This is a genomic window from Salmonella enterica subsp. enterica serovar Typhimurium str. LT2, from assembly GCF_000006945.2.
GTDB lineage: Bacteria > Pseudomonadota > Gammaproteobacteria > Enterobacterales > Enterobacteriaceae > Salmonella > Salmonella enterica.
Map to the genome: position 1 here is coordinate 1439515 of NC_003197.2, position 17883 is coordinate 1457397.

At 50.5% G+C, this 17883-nt stretch carries 15 protein-coding genes, 1 other RNA gene and 14 other annotated features; of the genes, 8 read left to right on the top strand and 8 right to left on the bottom strand.

The genetic code is table 11. The features are described 5' to 3' along the window. Window positions 1-93 precede the first annotated feature (93 nt). The 7 genes from aroD to ydiK all read right to left on the bottom strand — a co-directional run bounded on the left by aroD (window position 94) and on the right by ydiK (window position 6732). The gene (aroD, locus tag STM1358; protein ID NP_460324.1) for a 3-dehydroquinate dehydratase occupies window positions 94-863 on the bottom strand. Within the gene, window positions 94-852 belong to an annotated coding region; the region does not span the whole gene. Next, window positions 858-863, bottom strand: a ribosome-binding site (putative RBS for aroD; RegulonDB:STMS1H001601). It overlaps the preceding gene by 6 nt. A 33-nt stretch (window positions 864-896) precedes the next feature. Further along, window positions 897-1775, bottom strand: a protein-coding gene (gene ydiB, locus STM1359; protein NP_460325.1) for a putative shikimate 5-dehydrogenase. Within the gene, window positions 897-1763 belong to an annotated coding region; the region does not span the whole gene. After that, window positions 1770-1775 (bottom strand) — a ribosome-binding site (putative RBS for ydiB; RegulonDB:STMS1H001602). It overlaps the preceding gene by 6 nt. A gap of 54 nt (window positions 1776-1829) precedes the next feature. After that, window positions 1830-3081 (bottom strand): putative MFS family transport protein gene (gene ydiN / locus STM1360; protein ID NP_460326.1). Within the gene, window positions 1830-3065 belong to an annotated coding region; the region does not span the whole gene. After that, window positions 3076-3081: a ribosome-binding site (putative RBS for ydiN; RegulonDB:STMS1H001603), on the bottom strand. Its footprint overlaps the gene before it by 6 nt. Before the next feature lie 347 nt (window positions 3082-3428). Further along, the gene (gene ydiM, locus STM1361) for a putative MFS family transport protein (protein NP_460327.1) occupies window positions 3429-4648 on the bottom strand. Within the gene, window positions 3429-4640 belong to an annotated coding region; the region does not span the whole gene. Further along, window positions 4643-4648: a ribosome-binding site (putative RBS for ydiM; RegulonDB:STMS1H001604), on the bottom strand. Its footprint overlaps the gene before it by 6 nt. 132 nt (window positions 4649-4780) lie before the next feature. Further along, entirely contained in the window at window positions 4781-5140 is a 360-nt protein-coding gene (gene ydiL / locus STM1362) for a putative cytoplasmic protein (RefSeq protein ID NP_460328.1), read from the bottom strand. A 167-nt stretch (window positions 5141-5307) separates the two neighbouring features. Then, a non-coding RNA gene (gene rprA, locus STM1363) (regulatory RNA) lies at window positions 5308-5414 on the bottom strand. Between the two features lie 183 nt (window positions 5415-5597). Beyond that, window positions 5598-6732 (bottom strand): putative permease gene (gene ydiK, locus STM1364; protein ID NP_460329.1). Within the gene, window positions 5598-6716 belong to an annotated coding region; the region does not span the whole gene. Then, window positions 6727-6732: a ribosome-binding site (putative RBS for ydiK; RegulonDB:STMS1H001605), on the bottom strand. Its footprint overlaps the gene before it by 6 nt. A gap of 230 nt (window positions 6733-6962) precedes the next feature. After that, window positions 6963-6968: a ribosome-binding site (putative RBS for ydiJ; RegulonDB:STMS1H001606), on the top strand. Between ydiK and ydiJ the strand changes: the two genes are divergently transcribed. From ydiJ to ydiH, 3 genes are all read left to right on the top strand, one after another. Beyond that, window positions 6963-10037, top strand: a protein-coding gene (gene ydiJ, locus STM1365; protein NP_460330.1) for a putative oxidase. Within the gene, window positions 6981-10037 belong to an annotated coding region; the region does not span the whole gene. It overlaps the preceding feature by 6 nt. Beyond that, window positions 10020-10025: a ribosome-binding site (putative RBS for STM1366; RegulonDB:STMS1H001607), on the top strand. It overlaps the preceding gene by 6 nt. Beyond that, the gene (locus STM1366) for a putative protein PaaI (RefSeq protein NP_460331.1) occupies window positions 10020-10444 on the top strand. Within the gene, window positions 10034-10444 belong to an annotated coding region; the region does not span the whole gene. The genes ydiJ and STM1366 overlap by 18 nt, the downstream gene beginning before the upstream one ends. 50 nt (window positions 10445-10494) lie before the next feature. After that, window positions 10495-10500 (top strand) — a ribosome-binding site (putative RBS for ydiH; RegulonDB:STMS1H001608). Continuing rightward, window positions 10495-10731, top strand: a protein-coding gene (gene ydiH / locus STM1367) for a putative cytoplasmic protein (protein ID NP_460332.1). Within the gene, window positions 10504-10731 belong to an annotated coding region; the region does not span the whole gene. It overlaps the preceding feature by 6 nt. A 287-nt stretch (window positions 10732-11018) precedes the next feature. Here ydiH and STM1368 read toward each other — a convergent pair. Continuing rightward, window positions 11019-12371 (bottom strand): putative Na+-dicarboxylate symporter gene (locus STM1368; RefSeq protein ID NP_460333.1). Within the gene, window positions 11019-12365 belong to an annotated coding region; the region does not span the whole gene. After that, window positions 12366-12371 (bottom strand) — a ribosome-binding site (putative RBS for STM1368; RegulonDB:STMS1H001609). It overlaps the preceding gene by 6 nt. A 409-nt stretch (window positions 12372-12780) precedes the next feature. Beyond that, window positions 12781-12786: a ribosome-binding site (putative RBS for sufA; RegulonDB:STMS1H001610), on the top strand. On the opposite strand from STM1368, the gene sufA reads away from it, so the two are divergent. The 5 genes from sufA (at window position 12781) to sufS (ending at window position 17882) form a co-directional block, all read left to right on the top strand. Further along, window positions 12781-13160, top strand: a protein-coding gene (gene sufA, locus STM1369; RefSeq protein NP_460334.1) for a putative HesB-like domain protein. Within the gene, window positions 12792-13160 belong to an annotated coding region; the region does not span the whole gene. Its footprint overlaps the feature before it by 6 nt. Next, window positions 13158-13163: a ribosome-binding site (putative RBS for sufB; RegulonDB:STMS1H001611), on the top strand. It overlaps the preceding gene by 3 nt. Then, window positions 13158-14656 (top strand): putative ABC transporter gene (sufB, locus tag STM1370; RefSeq protein ID NP_460335.1). Within the gene, window positions 13169-14656 belong to an annotated coding region; the region does not span the whole gene. (Overlaps the previous feature by 6 nt.) The genes sufA and sufB overlap by 3 nt, the downstream gene beginning before the upstream one ends. A gap of 5 nt (window positions 14657-14661) precedes the next feature. Beyond that, window positions 14662-14667 (top strand) — a ribosome-binding site (putative RBS for sufC; RegulonDB:STMS1H001612). Continuing rightward, the gene (gene sufC / locus STM1371) for a putative transport protein (RefSeq protein ID NP_460336.1) occupies window positions 14662-15419 on the top strand. Within the gene, window positions 14673-15419 belong to an annotated coding region; the region does not span the whole gene. (Overlaps the previous feature by 6 nt.) Continuing rightward, window positions 15381-15386 (top strand) — a ribosome-binding site (putative RBS for sufD; RegulonDB:STMS1H001613). (Overlaps the previous gene by 6 nt.) Next, window positions 15381-16665, top strand: a protein-coding gene (gene sufD, locus STM1372) for an iron-sulfur component of FhuF stability protein (RefSeq protein ID NP_460337.1). Within the gene, window positions 15394-16665 belong to an annotated coding region; the region does not span the whole gene. Before sufC ends, sufD begins: the two co-directional genes overlap by 39 nt. Beyond that, window positions 16649-16654: a ribosome-binding site (putative RBS for sufS; RegulonDB:STMS1H001614), on the top strand. Its footprint overlaps the gene before it by 6 nt. Then, window positions 16649-17882 (top strand): selenocysteine lyase gene (sufS, locus tag STM1373; protein NP_460338.1). Within the gene, window positions 16662-17882 belong to an annotated coding region; the region does not span the whole gene. Before sufD ends, sufS begins: the two co-directional genes overlap by 17 nt. Window position 17883: the final 1 nt, after the last annotated feature.

Below are 17883 nucleotides of genomic sequence, written 5' to 3' on the forward strand. Positions count from 1 at the left end.
CAGCGGCTTTCAATGAATATGGAACATATTCATGTCAGATAACTATTTATTTTATTGTGGCAGAAAGAGAATATTCCGCCACACGATAAAGTATTACGCCTGGTGCAATATAGTTAATACGGTACGCAGATCGGCTACCGATATTTGTCCCGGCGCAGATGCTTTTTTCACCGCGCCAAACGTTGCCGCAGAACCGAACACTTCGCCGGCAAGACGAGATATTACCCCGGTTTTCGACATCGACATGGTAATAATCGGACGATCCGCATAGCGCTCCTGCATTTCTACAGTGGCGGTAAGTAAGGTCAGGACATCGGCTTTAGTCTGTGGCATGACGGCGATCTTCGGAATATCAGCGCCCAGTTCCTGCATTTTACGCAGACGCTGAACAATCTCTTCCGCTGCGGGCGTTTTATGAAAATCATGGTTAGACATGATCACCGCAACATTGTGTTGATGAGCATAGCCGACGGTGGCTTTCACCTCATCGTCGCCGGTAAAAAGCTCAAGATCGATCATATCGACCAGACCGCTGTCAACCGCTGCACGATTCAGATCGATATACTGTCCGGTGGTTAGCGCCTGTTCGCCGCCTTCTTTCGCGCTGCGGAAGGTAAATAGCAAGGGTTTATCGGTAATAATCTCCCGGATGGCGCCGGCGGCCTCAAGTACGCTTTCCGCCGTTGTCACGTTGGCAAAATGGTCAACGCGCCACTCCAGAATATCGAAATCCGCTTCACGGTAGGCGAGTGCTTCCGATTTCACATCGGTAATGGTTTTTCCCATTAGCGACACAATGATCTTTGGCGCGCCTTCGCCAACCACGAGATCTCTTACAGTTACGGTTTTCATTTGGTACCCTTCATTGTCATTCGTCGCAATTATAATTTTACCGGTCAGGCTGTGAATCCCATCACCTGCTTTACATAGTCCAATGGAAACGCTTTTCCTGTCCACAGTTCAAACTGTTCGGCTCCTTGCCATAACAACATGCCGTAACCATCAATTGTTTTGCAACCAGCTTGTTGCGCCTGCTGCAATAACTTTGTCATATGCGGATTATAAACACATTCGGTGACCAGCAATTCAGGGCGGAGCAGGGAAACATCGCCGATCAGGGATTCGTTCTCCAATGGTTTCATGCCAACTTTGGTGCCGTTCGTCAGAATATCTGCGCTGGCAAGCGCTTCAGTAAAAGCGTGCTGATCGGCAAGATCGGTGACGGTAACGACACAATCAGTGTTTTCATTCACCCGCTTCGCAAAGGCAACCGCTTTTTCGAAAAAGTCATCTTTACGGTTAAACAGTTTAATTTCCTTAATGCCTTCAATAGCTGCCTGGGCGCCAATGGCGGTAGCCGCGCCTCCCGCGCCGAGCAGCACCATGGTTTTTCCCCGCATATCGAAACCGCTTTCTTTAATTGCCCGAATATGGCCCGTACCATCCGTGTTGTAGCCGCGTAGATAGCCGTCATCGTTAACAATGGTGTTGATAGCGCCAACCAGTTTTGCTGCTGGCGTTAATTCATCGACATACTCACACGCGAGCTGTTTGTTTGGCATGGAGACGCCCGTACCGCGCATTTTTAATGCTTTCAGTCCTTCAATGGCGCTGGCAAACGTCGTGTTATCCACTTCGAAAGCCATATAGGTATACGGTAGCCCCGCTTTTTCTAACGCTTTGTTTTGCATTTCGGGCGATAAGCTATGACGGATAGGATACGCCATAAGACCAATTAATTCATATTTTGCGGTAACATCCATTTTATACTCCTTAATAAGTGGACAGTGCAGAGCAGGGCGCATGCCTGTTGCGCATCGTTAACATTTTTACTGGAAATAATGCTCGCCAAATCGGACATCGTTTTGCGGGATCTTAAATACGCGATAATAGCGAATAAATACAATAATGGCGGTGATAAATGTCAGTAGTGCAAAGGCAAAATCTAACAAAATGATATATTGCAGGCCAATAGTAGAGAGATAACCGGTAATCAGTGGGATAAGAAAGTTAGCTACGCCCCCCATCATCATATATATACTGGTGACTTTAGCTTTACTCTTAGGGAAAAATTCCGACATTACCGATACGCCTAATTGTAAAATACCTCCAGCAGCGGAAAAACCAATCACGAAGGCGCCAGCATTACAGATCAGTGGAGAGGGATACAGGTAAATTGCCGCAGCGGTGATTGTCGCCAGCCCGGCATTGAAAACATTGGCCCAGATGGGGCGAACCATTTTTTTCAGCAATGCGGCAAAAATAAACACGCAAACCAACGATCCCATACTGTAATAAGAGATGGTTTTCAGCGCGTCGGATTCCGCCATTCCGGCGAAGGCCATCGCATATTTAGGCATCCAGACCACAATCACATAGAAGGTTGAGAACGCGGCGACGCCAAATAAAACGGAAGCTACGCCTTCCAGCCAGACGAGGGGAGTACTGTTCATCTGGGGTAATTCTTTCGCAATACTGGCATCGACAAGTTGGCTGGGAAAACGGCTTTTCAACAGCATCAACGTGATGAGGACGAAAAGGATACCGGGGATTACCACCGCGTAGCCGTACCAGATATGGTTGACTAGCAAGGCGCTGACGATAAGGGGATAAATCATTTGCCCAAAAGAGACCATCGCTTTAACCAGAATAACTGCCGAGCCCGATGCTTTGGGAAAACACTCCATTAATGCAGGGTATCCGCCGGTATCCAGCGCGGAGTTCGCCACGCCGACACACACCGCTAATATGAAAGCGATCATCAGGTTAGGACTGGCGGGAATACCGAAGAAAAACAGCATATATAGTACGGCGCCAAGCAGTATTATTGCCCGACGGCCAAATTTATCGGACAGTACGCCAAAGAATAAAATACTGACCAGACGACCAAGACCAATGCCAGAGATTAAATAGGCAATACCGGCACTATCCGTGGAGAATTTCTGTGCAAGGGAGGTCATGTTCTGGGCTAGTGTAATAACACTCATGCCGTGGAGAAAGTAACTAAAATAAATGCAGATAACAGCCAGCAAATATGGCATGTTGCGAGCCTTGTTCTGAGACATTTGTTCACAGCTCCTTGCTGATGGTTTGATTCAATGTCCTGCTTATTACTGCTTTACTACATGCAGCGATTGTTCAGTAACACTATAAGTCGGTACTGTCGTTATATGTACATAACATGGCGTTTAAAATGCCAGGTTTATTGCATTGATAGCATTTCATTTGTTAGCCAGGAAATATAAAAATTGCTGCGAATTTGTTGTTTAATACATATAACTCGTGATGCTCATCGCAATTTTTCTGATAAGTGTGAAGATAATGAATAATAATTAACACGAAAATTACATTTTTTGTTTCCCGGTGATAATGGCTAACGTTTTATTTTGCATAGCAAGGCAATAATATTGCAACTGGCACGCTAACATTTATTGCGCGGTTGACGCTGCTTCAGCGTGATGTTGTGATTCAGCCCGACTTCGGTAACCGATGAACAGTGCGAGGAGAAATCCCACTGCGGCGATACCGGTATCAAACCACATAATATGTGCAATGCTCATTTCTGAAATCCGCGCTGTGATCAACGGAATAGTGAACGTCGCGATACTGCCGGCGCTGTAATAAATACCGGTCGCTTTACCTTTCTCCTGTGGAAAACGGGACGCCATCAGCGTCAGGCCGATTTGTACTACGCCACCGGCGGAAGAGAATCCAATGACGAATGCGAAGATCATAACAATATAGGTCTGAGGATGCAGGCAGACCGTCAGAAGCGCAATAAAAGAGATAAAGGTATAAAACATCAATAATGTGGTAGAGCGAATTGTTTTTCTGACCAGCGGGGCGGTAATAAAAACGCAGAGTAGCGATCCGCAGGTATAAATACTTAACAGTTTGATGGATTGGGTATACGACATTCCTGCGACGAACTGTCCATACTGCGCCAGCCACTGGCTGATAAGATAAAAGGTTGCCATCGAGATATAGCCATAAAGGGTGTAGCTGATAAGATCGATGAGGGAGCAATGATGTACGCCTGTGACTGGCGCTTGCGAGATTTTGGGCTTCAATATCCGACCAGGATAGGGTGGAAAAGGGCAGCGTAATAAAAACAGAGCATTAATAAGCATGATCGCCCCGGCAAGCAGGAAGGACCAGCCAAACCACATATTAGCCCAGACTAATAAACTGATAATAATGGGCAACAAGAATTGCCCGCCAGAGACAAATGCTTTGATCAGAATATTTGCCGTACTGGGGGAGCGAGGGAAGGCTTCCATCAAACTGGGATAGGTACCTGCATCTAAAAAACTGTTGGCCATACCCGCTAAAAAGCCACAGGCATAAGCGACAAAAATCGTCTGAGCATAAAGAATGCCAATGAAAAAAATCAGGTAACAGGTGGTCCCCAGAATGATAAAAGGACGGCGACCAAAGCGATCGGAAAGCATACCGGCGATTAACAAAACGCTTAGCCGGCCAATACCAAGCGAAGAGATCACAATAGATACGCCTGCGGCACTGGTATGCCATTGCTGTTCAAGCGATGACATGTTCAGGCTCATCAGGATAACCCCCATGCCATGTACAAAGTAATTAAAATACAACCCTACAGCGGTAGGGAAATAACGATTTTTCATATTATCTGACTCAGAGATGCCGCCTGAACGTTACAGTGGTATACACAGGCAGGAAGCATATTGGATAGGGTGACAAGTCAATGTCGTGATTGTGTGGCTTTCTATCCGGTATCAATACGATGCGGCGATAAAGTTTACGTCTAACACAGCCGCTCCAGATCATGTGCGAAAAGTTCGGCAGCAACAGATTGATAAATTTTCCACTCGATAAAATCCCCCTCTGTATAAATGGACTGAAAAGAAGATAAATCAGGGAAGTAACGCATTGTATTATTGCCGATGCGGTTATTTATTTTGTCAACAATGGCGTTAATTCGTCGCTGTCTCCTGGCTTTCATTTCCTTTAGCCTGGCAATGATTTCTGGAGAGATGGGTATGTCGCCAGCTTCCCATCGTTGCCAGGTTGCCGAATTATTATCCTGGGTGATATAGATTGTGCATTCTTCAATCGTCATATCAAAAATACGCCGTAGTGCTTGTAGTTCTAACGCGTTCATCATTTTTTAGGCTTTTATATGAAAAAAGTGATGCTATAAATAGCACCACCGACACCGTTTCGACTTGAACAGAATCACACTATTTTGTGCAATATTATTTGTTCGTTGCAGATATCGCGGTGTTGAAGGAAAACGGGAGCTGGCTTATGTAACAATGCGGCGAAAAAAGTTAAAAAAAAAGCCCATCGTAGGAGACGGGCAAAGACTACACACAGCAATTCGTTGTTTCACTCAGGGGATTTCCATGCTTATAAATCAATGTGTTGATTTATAACCGTGTGCTAATAGTAGGCATGAGCACTTTTTGCGTCGATCAGATTCGTCTCAATAGTTTAAAAACTGTAACGGATTTGCGACAGAAATGAGATGCGGCGGGGAACAGACGGGCGAATCAAAATGGAGTGTGCGTTGAATTGATAAACGTCGCTAAAGCATCGGGCGGCAATGCCGCCCGACGGGATTATGACTGCTTGTTGGCTTCCTCGATATCATCCAGCTCTTCAAGGATCTCCTCTGGTTCATTCGTCGGCGCCGGAACTTCATGTACCCATGCGGAGAACAAACGCCAGGTCACGGCCAGAAGCACCGGTCCAATAAACAGACCAATCATACCGAATGCAATCAGGCCGCCGATTACCCCGGAAAGGATCAGAAGCAGCGGTAAATCGGCGCCCATGCGGATGAGTACCGGGCGAATCACGTTATCCAGAGTGCCGACGACGGCGCTCCAAACCAGCAGCACGGTGCCCCAGGTGGTGTCGCCTGTCCAGTAAAGCCAGATAATGGCTGGAATCAATACCGGCAACGGCCCCAACTGAACCAGACACGAAAGGATCATCACTACCGTCAACAGAGTAGCGTAAGGCACGCCGGAAATCGCCAGCCCGACGCCGCCAAGTACCGCCTGTACCAGCGCGGTGACCACCACGCCAAGCGCCACGGCGCGGATCGCCTGGGCAGCCAGCAGAACCGCCGCATCGCCGCGTTTAGCCGCGAGACGACAGGCAAAATGGCGTATACCCATCGCCACTTGTTCGCCGCGCCAGTAAAGCAGGGCGCTAAACAACAGCATCAGGGCGCAGTGCATCATAAAGCGTCCGATATGCGCCGCCTGACCGACAAACCAGGTCGTGGTTGTGCCGATATAAGGCCGCACTTTCGCCATAATAGCGCTACCGCCCATATCCAGCAGGCTATGCCATCCGGCATACAGTTTGGCGCCAACCAACGGAATATTATTTAACCATGCCAGATCGGGTAGCGTCATATCGCCGCCGGTCACTGCATGGATGAGCGGGCCGCTACCATCGACAATGCTGTTCACCAGCAAGGCGACGGGAATAACGAAGAGCAGCACTAACAGCAGCGTCATGACCAGTACGGCAAGCGAGCGGCGGCCCCACAATATTTTTTGTAATTTCAGCAAAACGGGCCAGGTCGCGATAACAATCGTACCTGCCCATGCAAACCCCAAAATAAAAGGCTGTACTATCCACAAACAGGCCACAATCATGATGGCTAAAAACAGCACCGATAGCAGCACTTGCGCAATATCCCTGGGCTGACGAACATTTACCATAAATACTTTTCACCTTTGTCTTTGCGCCAGAACGTTGGCGCGACGTGAACATGCAAACCACACCCTATAATGATGAGCAATTTCAGCGGTTTTTAACAGGCCGATTCTGCATGTAATTCTGTTGGGCGCACAGGAAAAAAATGTGATACAACAAATAACGCAACACGCAAACGATTAAGCATCCCTTCCTGTGCGTAGACCGCTCGCGCTCGCCGGGTTGGGCGCCACCGTTCACAACATAGACCGCAGGAAAAGGTCAATATAATGATTCCACAAATTTCTCAGGCACCCGGCGTCGTTCAGCTGGTGCTCAATTTTTTGCAGGCGCTGGAGCAGCAAGGGTTTACGGGCGATACGGCAACCAGCTATGCCGACCGTCTGACAATGTCGACCGATAACAGTATCTACCAGCTTCTTCCCGATGCTGTTGTGTTTCCCCGTTCTACGGCAGATGTCGCGCTTCTTGCCCGTCTGGCGGCGGAGCCGCGCTTTACGTCGCTGATATTTACCCCTCGAGGCGGCGGTACTGGCACGAATGGCCAGGCGCTAAACCAGGGCATTATTGTTGATATGTCCCGCTATATGAACCGCATTATTGAAATTAATCCTGAAGAGGGATGGGTGCGGGTAGAGGCGGGAGTGATAAAAGATCAGCTTAATCAAGCGTTAAAGCCGTATGGCTATTTTTTTGCGCCGGAACTTTCCACCAGTAATCGCGCCACGCTTGGCGGTATGATTAATACCGATGCCTCCGGTCAGGGTTCGCTGGTCTATGGAAAAACGTCAGATCACGTCTTAGGCATACGGGCCGTATTGTTGGGGGGCGATATCCTTGACACGCAATCGATGCCCGTAGAGCTTGCCCGGACGCTGGGTGAAAACACGACGACGCCAGGCCGCATCTATCAGACCGTCTATCAGTCCTGCCTGGAAAACCGCCAACTTATCCTCGATAGCTTTCCAAAGCTCAATCGCTTCCTGACAGGCTACGATTTACGCCACGTCTTTAACGATGACATGACCCGCTTCGATCTCACCCGCATCTTAACGGGGTCGGAAGGGACGCTGGCGTTTATTACTGAAGCCCGGCTGGATATTACCCCGATACCCAAAGTCCGCCGTCTGGTGAATGTAAAATACGACTCCTTTGATTCCGCGCTGCGTAACGCCCCTTTTATGGTTGATGCGCGCGCCTTATCCGTCGAGACGGTCGATTCCAAAGTCCTTAACCTCGCGCGGGAAGATATTGTCTGGCACTCCGTTAGCGAATTGATTACCGATGTGCCGGATAAAGAGATGCTTGGCCTGAATATCGTGGAATTCGCGGGTGACGATGAAGCGCTTATTGACGGACAGGTCGAGGCGCTGTGCCACCGGCTGGATGGCCTGATGGCGCGAGCGGAAGCGGGCGTGATCGGCTGGCAACTTTGTACCGATTTGACGGGTATTGAGCGTATTTACGCGATGCGTAAAAAAGCGGTAGGGCTGCTGGGTAATGCGAAAGGCGCTGCCAAACCGATTCCTTTCGCGGAAGATACCTGCGTGCCGCCTGAACATCTGGCCGATTACATCGCCGAATTTCGCGCTCTGCTGGATGGTCATGGCTTAAGTTACGGCATGTTCGGCCACGTGGATGCCGGGGTGCTGCATGTGCGTCCGGCGCTGGATATGTGCGATCCGCAGCAGGAACTGTTGATGAAACAGATCTCCGATGAGGTCGTCGCGCTGACCGCCAGATACGGTGGGCTGTTGTGGGGCGAGCATGGAAAAGGTTTTCGTGCGGAATACAGCCCGGCCTTTTTCGGCGAAGTTCTGTATGGCGAGCTGCGCAAAATAAAAGCGGCTTTTGATCCGCATAATCGACTTAACCCGGGTAAAATCTGTCCGCCGCAAGGGATAGAGGCGCCGATGATGAAGGTGGATGCGGTAAAACGCGGCACCTGGGATCGGCAAATCCCGCTGGCAGTGCGGCAGACCTGGCGCGGCGCTATGGAGTGTAATGGTAACGGCCTGTGCTTTAATTTCGATGCGAAAAGCCCAATGTGCCCGTCGATGAAAATTAGCCTTAACCGGATCCACTCGCCGAAAGGGCGGGCGACGCTGGTGCGGGAATGGCTCCGTCTATTGGCCGATCGCGGCGTCGATCCGTTGAAGCTGGAAAAGGAGTTGCCAGAAAAACGCGCCAGCTTACGCACGCTGATTGCCCGCACCCGGAATAGTTGGCACAAACGCAAAGGCGAGTATGACTTTTCCCATGAAGTTAAAGAGGCCATGTCCGGCTGTCTGGCGTGTAAAGCCTGTACGACCCAGTGTCCGATTAAAATCGATGTTCCGGAGTTTCGTTCACGTTTCTTACAGCTTTACCATACGCGTTATCTGCGCCCGGTACGCGATCATCTGGTGGCGACGGTCGAGACCTACGCGCCGCTGATGGCGCGTGCGCCAAAGACCTTTAACTTTTTTATTAACCAACCGGTGGTTCGTAATCTGGCGAAAAAACATATCGGTATGGTGGATTTACCTCTGCTTTCTGCCCCTTCATTGCAACAGCAACTGGTGGGCCATCCGTCTGCCAATATGACGCTTGAGCAACTGGAACGCATGAGCGCCGAGCAAAAAGCGAAAACGGTACTGGTGGTTCAGGATCCGTTTACCAGCTACTACGACGCCCGGGTCGTGGCGGACTTTATCCGCCTGGCGGAAAAACTGGGCAGGAGGCCGGTATTGTTACCGTTCTCGCCGAATGGTAAGGCGCAGCATATTAAAGGTTTTCTTAATCGCTTTGCGAAAACGGCGAAAAAAACCTCTGAGTTCCTTAATCGGATCGCCGCGTTGGGGATGCCGATGGTGGGTGTCGATCCGGCACTGGTGCTGTGTTATCGCGACGAATACAAACTGGCGCTGGGCGAACAGCGCGGCGATTTTCATGTGTTGCTGGTGCATGAATGGCTGGCGCAGGAAATAAATGCAAGACTGTCCGTCGAGGTGAGCGGCGAACCGTGGTACTTTTTTGGTCATTGTACGGAAGTCACGGCTTTACCCGGCGCGCCTGCGCAGTGGGCCGCCATCTTTGCCCATTTTGGCGCGAAGCTGGAAAATGTCAGCGTAGGCTGCTGCGGTATGGCGGGCACTTATGGACATGAACTCACCAATCATAAAAATTCGCTGGGAATTTATGAGCTATCCTGGCATCAGGCGATGCAACGTTTACCGCGAAACCGTTGCCTGGCAACCGGTTATTCCTGCCGAAGCCAGGTTAAACGCATTGAAGGTACGGGCGTGCGTCACCCGTTGCAGGCATTACTGGAGATTATAGGTTGATCTGGAAACGTGAAGTGACCCTCGATGCGCTTAATGCGATGGGGGAAGGGAATATGGTTGGCCTGCTTGATATCCGCTTTGAGCGTATTGGGGACGATACGCTGGAAGCGACAATGCCCGTCGATCATCGCACCAAACAGCCGTTCGGCTTGCTGCATGGCGGAGCGTCTGTGGTGCTGGCGGAAAGTATCGGCTCGGTCGCAGGTTATCTGTGTACGCAGGGGGAGCAAAAGGTGGTGGGGCTGGAGGTGAATGCCAACCATGTACGGTCGGCGCGTCAGGGGCGCGTACGAGGCGTCTGTAAAGCGTTGCATACCGGGGCTCGCCATCAGGTCTGGCAGATAGAGATCTTTGATGAACAGGGACGTCTGTGCTGTTCTTCGCGTCTTACTACAGCGATTGTGTGACGTTGTCACCATAAAAGTGTGATGCATATTGCTTTTGGTCAAAATGTGCGCAGAAAAAGGTGATATACTGTGCACGTTTACACATAAGCGAGGATGATATGTCTACTGATTTGGACCCAACCCAACTGGCGATTGAATTTTTACGCCGTGATAAAACCGAACTTTCTCCCGCGCAGTATTTGAAGCGTTTAAAACAGCTGGAGTTAGAGTTTGCCGATCTCCTCACCCTCTCAGCAACCGAACTGAAAGAAGAGATCTATTTCGCCTGGCGGTTGGGCGTGCATTAATAAAGTCTGTGTAGGCCGGATAAGGCGTTAGCCGCCATCCGGCTATGTTACCAGGCAATCTCACCAGACCTTGTCCCCAGGTAATAGATAACCCCCTTGATTTTGTTTAAAAAAAATACAGATCGCCATTTGTGCTAAAAAGGCGCGCTCTCTTTATGAGATTATTCTTATGCCCCTTCAAGAGCTAAGCCATTAAGAGTGCCGGAGATAAGCGCCGGATGGGGCCGGAACCCTTAAGCCTGTATTGAACAGACTTAAGGGTTTTTCTTTTCCGGGCGCGTAAAAAACTAAGGTCTGTCAATAACCGCCGGCATGTCGTCAGCCGTATGATTATTCAAAATACGGTTAGCCAGCACCCCTGACATCATCGATCCGTTAACGTTCAGTGCCGTGCGGGCCATATCAACGATAGGTTCGATGGCAATAAAAATACCGACCAGCGCAACGGGAAAATTCAACGTCGACAGGACAATCAGCGCCGCGAACGTACCACCGCCGCCGACGCCGGCTACGCCAATAGACCCTAGCGCAATGGCAGGCAACATCGCGGCCAGAAAATGCAGCGAGAGCGGATCGATGCCGATGGTGGGCGCAATCATCGCTACCATAATAGCCGGATAAATCCCGGCGCAGCCATTTTGCCCCATACTGGAGCCAAACGAGGCGGAAATATTGGCAATGGTGCTTTGTACGCCAAATTTTTCCTGGGCGGAAATGGCCAGCGGGATAGAGGCTGCGCTGCTGCGGGAAACAAACGCAAAGGTTAAGACGGGCCAGACCATTCTGAAATAACGCGCTGGATTATTACCGCTGAGGATCAGCAAGATGGCATGCACGATAAACATCATAAAAATCGCGATGTAACAGGCACCGATAAAACCAAGTAAGCTGGCGAATTGTTCAAGGCGGTATGATGAAAATACGGTGGTCATTAATGCCATGACGCCATAGGGCGTTAATGCAATAACGATACGTACCATCTTCATGACCCATATCTGAATAGCGTTAATGCCTGCGCTTAATTTCTGACCTTCTTCCGGCGCCTCTTTTTTGACCTTTAACAGAGCGATCCCCGCTATTAGCGTGAAGATAACGATGCCGATAACGGAAACACTTCTGGCTCCCGTAAGATCAAGAAAAATATTAGTCGGAATCAGCGATGTCACTAACTGGGGAATCGACACCGCGGCAGTCTTATTGACTTCTTCCGTAGTTAACATTGACGGCATGTGCACAAAAGCGCTGGCGTCAAGCCCCAGCACATGAGCGGTCAGTAATCCGATAAAACCGGCAACCATCACCAGGCATAACATGCATCCGACGATCGTCAGCGACATTTTTCCGATGCCGGCACTATTTTCCAGTTTATTGATGGCGGAAAGAATAGAAATAAAAATTAGCGGTATAGCGACCAGTTTTAGCAGGTGGACGTAACCATTGCCGACGATGCTGTACCATTCGATAATAGTTTTAGTGTGATTTGCTGAAATAAAATGCAGGGATAAACCAATAACAGCCCCTAAAAAGATAGCGATAAAAACGCTTTTCGACAGGGAATCGCTTTTTTGATTAATTCTCAAGATGACCCACGAGAAAACCAAAAAAAGTGCGATATACGCGAGCGTAACAACCATATTTTAAGCCTCTTGCCTCATTCAGCACCTGAAATGCCGGAAAGAGTTTACATAAACCTATAGCTCAAACTGAGTTATAGAACCGCAGCGGATTATAAAGAGCGCAACGCCAGGTATCCATACAAAAAATGGGGTTCTGACCTCGCCGCCCGGCAATGTCGACAGCCTATTAATTAAATAGTCATTTTCTATACATCTTTTCGTTTTTGACCTGTCAGAACGGTTAATATCTTATAAATCATTACTTATCAAAAAGTTAAGTTGTTTTTTGTCTGTCGTATGACCTGGCGGACAGGGTCTATGCTTAATAAAAGGCGCTCAATATGACCATTTGTTGGAAAGCCCCTGCGGTTAAGGGGTTGAAGTGATAATCATTATCACTAACATGCTGTTATATCCTGGTGATTTAGAACGCGAGGTAACTCTATGGAATTGCATTCAGACACGTTTAACCCGGAGGACTTCCCCTGGCAAGGGCTGACGCTAACGCCAGCGGCGGCAGCGCACATACGTGAACTGGCAGAAAAGCAGCCGGGCATGTTGGGCGTGCGGTTAAGCGTAAAACAGACGGGATGTGCCGGATTTGGCTATGTTCTGGATACCGTTCGGGAGCCGGATAAAGACGATCTGGTTTTTGAAGCCGAAGGCGCAAAGCTTTTCGCACCGTTACAGGCGATGCCTTTTATTGACGGAACAGAAGTGGATTACGTACAGGAAGGGCTGAACCAGTTATTTAAATTTCATAACCCCAAAGCCCAGAATGAATGCGGCTGCGGCGAAAGTTTTGGGGTATAGGCGGTACTATGTCTCGTAACACTGAAGCAACGGAAGAGGTCGGCATCTGGACAGGCGGACGCCTTAATTACAAAGAAGGATTTTTCACGCAACTACCCACTGATGAACTGGCAAAAGGCATCAGCGAAGAGGTGGTGCGCGCGATTTCCGCAAAGCGTAACGAACCTGAGTGGATGCTGGAATTTCGTCTCAATGCCTATAGAGCCTGGCTGGACATGGATGAACCGCACTGGCTGAAAGCGCACTACGATAAATTGAACTATCAGGACTACAGCTATTACTCTGCGCCATCATGCGGAAACTGCGACGATAGCTGCGTTTCCCAGCCGGGAGCCGTACAGCAAACGGGCGCGAATACCTTTTTGAGTAAAGAGGTTGAAGACGCCTTCGAGCAGCTTGGCGTTCCGGTTCGCGAAGGGAAAGAGGTCGCCGTCGATGCGATTTTTGACTCGGTCTCCGTAGCGACCACATACCGTGAAAAACTGGCGGAACAGGGCATTATTTTCTGTTCTTTTGGCGAAGCGATACACGATCACCCTGACCTGGTCAGGAAATATCTTGGCACCGTCGTGCCGGGGAACGATAACTTTTTTGCCGCGCTGAATGCGGCAGTCGCTTCCGATGGGACATTTATCTATGTTCCCAAAGGCGTGCGTTGCCCGATGGAGTTATCCACCTATTTTCGCATTAACGCCGAGAAAACCGGTCAGTTTGAGCGCACGATTCTGGTGGCGGATGAAGGCAGCTATGTGAGTTATATCGAAGGCTGCTCCGCGCCCGTACGCGACAGTTATCAGCTCCACGCCGCGGTAGTGGAAGTCATCATCCATAAAGATGCTGAAGTAAAATATTCCACCGTACAAAACTGGTTCCCGGGCGACAACAACACGGGCGGCATTCTGAACTTTGTGACCAAGCGGGCGTTGTGCGAAGGGGAAAACAGCAAGATGTCGTGGACCCAGTCGGAAACCGGTTCGGCGATTACCTGGAAATACCCGAGCTGCATTCTGCGCGGTGATAATTCTATCGGCGAGTTCTATTCCGTTGCGCTGACCAGTGGACATCAGCAGGCTGACACCGGCACCAAAATGATCCATATCGGTAAAAACACGCGCTCAACCATTATCTCAAAAGGCATTTCCGCCGGCCACAGCCAGAACAGCTACCGTGGGCTGGTAAAAATTATGCCGACGGCAACCAACGCCCGAAATTTCACCCAATGCGACTCCATGTTGATTGGCGCGGACTGCGGCGCGCATACGTTCCCGTATGTTGAATGCCGCAATAACAGCGCGCAGCTGGAGCACGAGGCGACAACATCACGCATCGGTGAAGATCAGCTTTTCTATTGTCTGCAACGCGGCATCAGCGAAGAAGACGCTATTTCGATGATCGTCAACGGTTTCTGCAAAGACGTTTTCTCGGAACTGCCGCTGGAGTTTGCCGTTGAAGCGCAAAAACTGCTGGCGATTAGCCTTGAGCACAGCGTCGGTTAATGATGAAGGAAAAACCATGTTAAGCATTAAAGATTTACAGGTCAGTGTGGAAGAAAAAGCGATTTTGCGTGGCCTGAATCTGGAGATTCGCCCCGGCGAAGTTCATGCCATTATGGGGCCGAACGGTTCCGGGAAAAGCACGCTCTCCGCCACCCTGGCGGGACGTGAAGATTATGAGGTCACCGGCGGCTCGGTTACGTTCAAAGGTAAAGATCTGCTTGAACTGTCGCCGGAGGAACGGGCGGGTGAAGGGATTTTTATGGCCTTCCAGTACCCGGTAGAAATCCCCGGCGTCAGTAACCAGTTTTTCCTGCAAACCGCGCTGAATGCCGTGCGCGCCTACCGCGGGCAGGCGTCGTTGGATCGCTTTGATTTTCAGGATCTGATGGAAGAAAAGATCGCATTGCTGAAAATGCCGGAAGATTTACTGACCCGTTCGGTAAACGTCGGTTTTTCCGGCGGGGAGAAAAAGCGCAATGATATTTTGCAAATGGCGGTGCTGGAGCCGGAACTGTGCATCCTTGATGAGTCGGACTCCGGACTGGATATCGATGCGTTGAAAATTGTGGCGGAAGGCGTCAACGCGTTACGCGACGATAAACGCGCTTTTATTATCGTGACCCACTATCAGCGCATACTGGACTACATCAAGCCCGATTACGTCCACGTCCTCTATCAGGGGCGAATTGTCCGTTCCGGCGATTTTACTCTGGTCAAACAACTGGAGGAGCAGGGTTATGGCTGGCTTACCGAACAGCAGTAAAGCGCTACAGCAATGGCAACATCTCTTTGAAGAAAAAGGAGAAAGTCGAACTGAGCAGGCAAGACAACATTTACAACAGATGTTACGTCTGGGATTGCCGACGCGTAAACATGAAGACTGGAAATACACGCCGCTGGAGGGCTTAACCCATAGCCAGTTTATCCAGCAGTGTGCGACTATCAGCGCCGCACAGCGTGATGCGTTGGCGCTGCAAATCGATGCCGTGCGACTGGTGTTTGTCGATGGTCGGTTTATGCCAGAGCTCAGTGATAGCACGCAAAACAGCGGATTTGACGTTAGCGTCAGGGATGAGCGCCAGGCGCTTGCCGCGCCGGTGCAGCCTGAGGTTTTTCTGCATCTGACGGAAAGCCTGGCGCAATGTGTCACGTATATACAGGTACGGCGAAATCAGCGTCCGACGAGGCCGCTACTGTTAATGCATATCACGCAGGGTGTGGATGGCGACGAGCTGAATACCGCGCATTATCGCCACCATCTGGCGCTGGCGGAAGGCGCGGAAGCGACGGTTATTGAGCATTATGTCAGCCTTACAGCGGCAAAACATTTTACCGGCGCGCGTCTGACGATGAACGTTGCAGACAATGCGCAACTGCGCCATTTCAAACTGGCGTTTGAAAATGCGTCCAGCTATCACTTTGCGCATAACGATCTTCTGCTGGCGACAGACGCCTCGGCGTTTAGCCACAGTTTTCTGCTGGGCGCCGCAGTACTACGTCACCACAGCAGCTCACAACTGAATGGTGAAAACGCGACGCTTCGACTGAATAGTCTGGCGATGCCGGTGAAAAATGAAGTCTGCGATACGCGGACATGGCTGGAACATAACAAAGGCTACTGTAACAGCCGCCAGTTGCACAAGACCATCGTCAGCGACAAAGGACGCGCGGTCTTTAATGGCCTGATTAACGTGGCGCAACACGCCATTAAAACCGACGGTCAGATGACCAATAATAACCTGTTGTTGGGGAAACTGGCCGAAGTCGATACCAAACCGCAATTAGAGATCTATGCCGATGACGTGAAGTGCAGCCACGGCGCGACGATCGGGCGTATTGACGATGAGCAGATGTTTTATCTGCAATCACGCGGCATCAGGCAGCAGGAGGCGCGGCACATGATTCTTTACGCGTTTGCCGCAGAGTTAACGGAAGCTATCCATGATAGCGCCCTTAAACAGCAGGTGCTGGCGCGAATCGGCCAGCGACTGCCCGGAGGCCTGGTATGACATTTCCTGTAGAAAAAGTACGGGCGGATTTTCCCATACTGCAGCGTGAAGTTAACGGCCTGCCGCTGGCTTACCTGGACAGCGCAGCCAGCGCTCAAAAACCTAATCAGGTGATTGATGCTGAATCTGCCTTCTACCGTCACGGCTATGCTGCGGTACATCGGGGTATCCATACGTTAAGCGCGCAGGCGACCGAAAGCATGGAGAATGTGCGTAAGCAGGCGTCGCGGTTTATTAACGCCCGCTCCGCAGAAGAACTGGTGTTCGTGCGCGGTACGACGGAGGGCATTAACCTTGTCGCCAACAGTTGGGGAACGGAAAATATTCGCGCCGGGGATAACATTATCATCAGCGAGATGGAGCATCACGCCAACATCGTTCCCTGGCAGATGCTGTGCGAGCGCAAAGGCGCTGAACTGCGCGTGATCCCATTGCATCCTGACGGTACGCTGCGGCTGGAGACCTTAGCTGCGCTGTTCGATGACCGGACCCGACTACTGGCCATTACCCACGTTTCCAATGTGCTGGGGACGGAAAACCCACTGCCGGACATGATTGCGCTGGCGCGCCAGCATGGGGCGAAAGTGCTGGTGGATGGCGCCCAGGCCGTGATGCACCATGCTGTTGACGTCCAGGCGCTGGACTGCGATTTTTACGTTTTCTCCGGCCATAAACTTTACGGGCCGACCGGCATCGGCATTCTGTATGTTAAAGAGGCGTTGCTGCAAGAAATGCCGCCGTGGGAAGGGGGCGGGTCGATGATCTCGACCGTCAGCCTGACGCAGGGAACGACATGGGCGAAAGCGCCCTGGCGTTTTGAGGCGGGAACGCCGAATACTGGCGGCATCATCGGTCTCGGCGCGGCGATTGATTATGTGACGTCGCTGGGACTGGATAAGATTGGCGATTATGAGCAGATGCTGATGCGCTATGCGCTGGAGCAACTGGCGCAGGTGCCTGATATCACGCTATATGGCCCGGCGCAGCGGTTGGGCGTCATCGCGTTTAATCTGGGTAAACACCACGCTTACGACGTCGGCAGCTTTCTTGATAATTACGGTATCGCGGTACGAACAGGGCATCACTGCGCAATGCCGCTCATGGCCTGGTATGGCGTGCCGGCAATGTGCCGGGCTTCGCTGGCGATGTATAACACCCATGAAGAAGTGGACCGACTGGTGGCAGGATTAACGCGTATCCACCGCTTATTGGGATAAC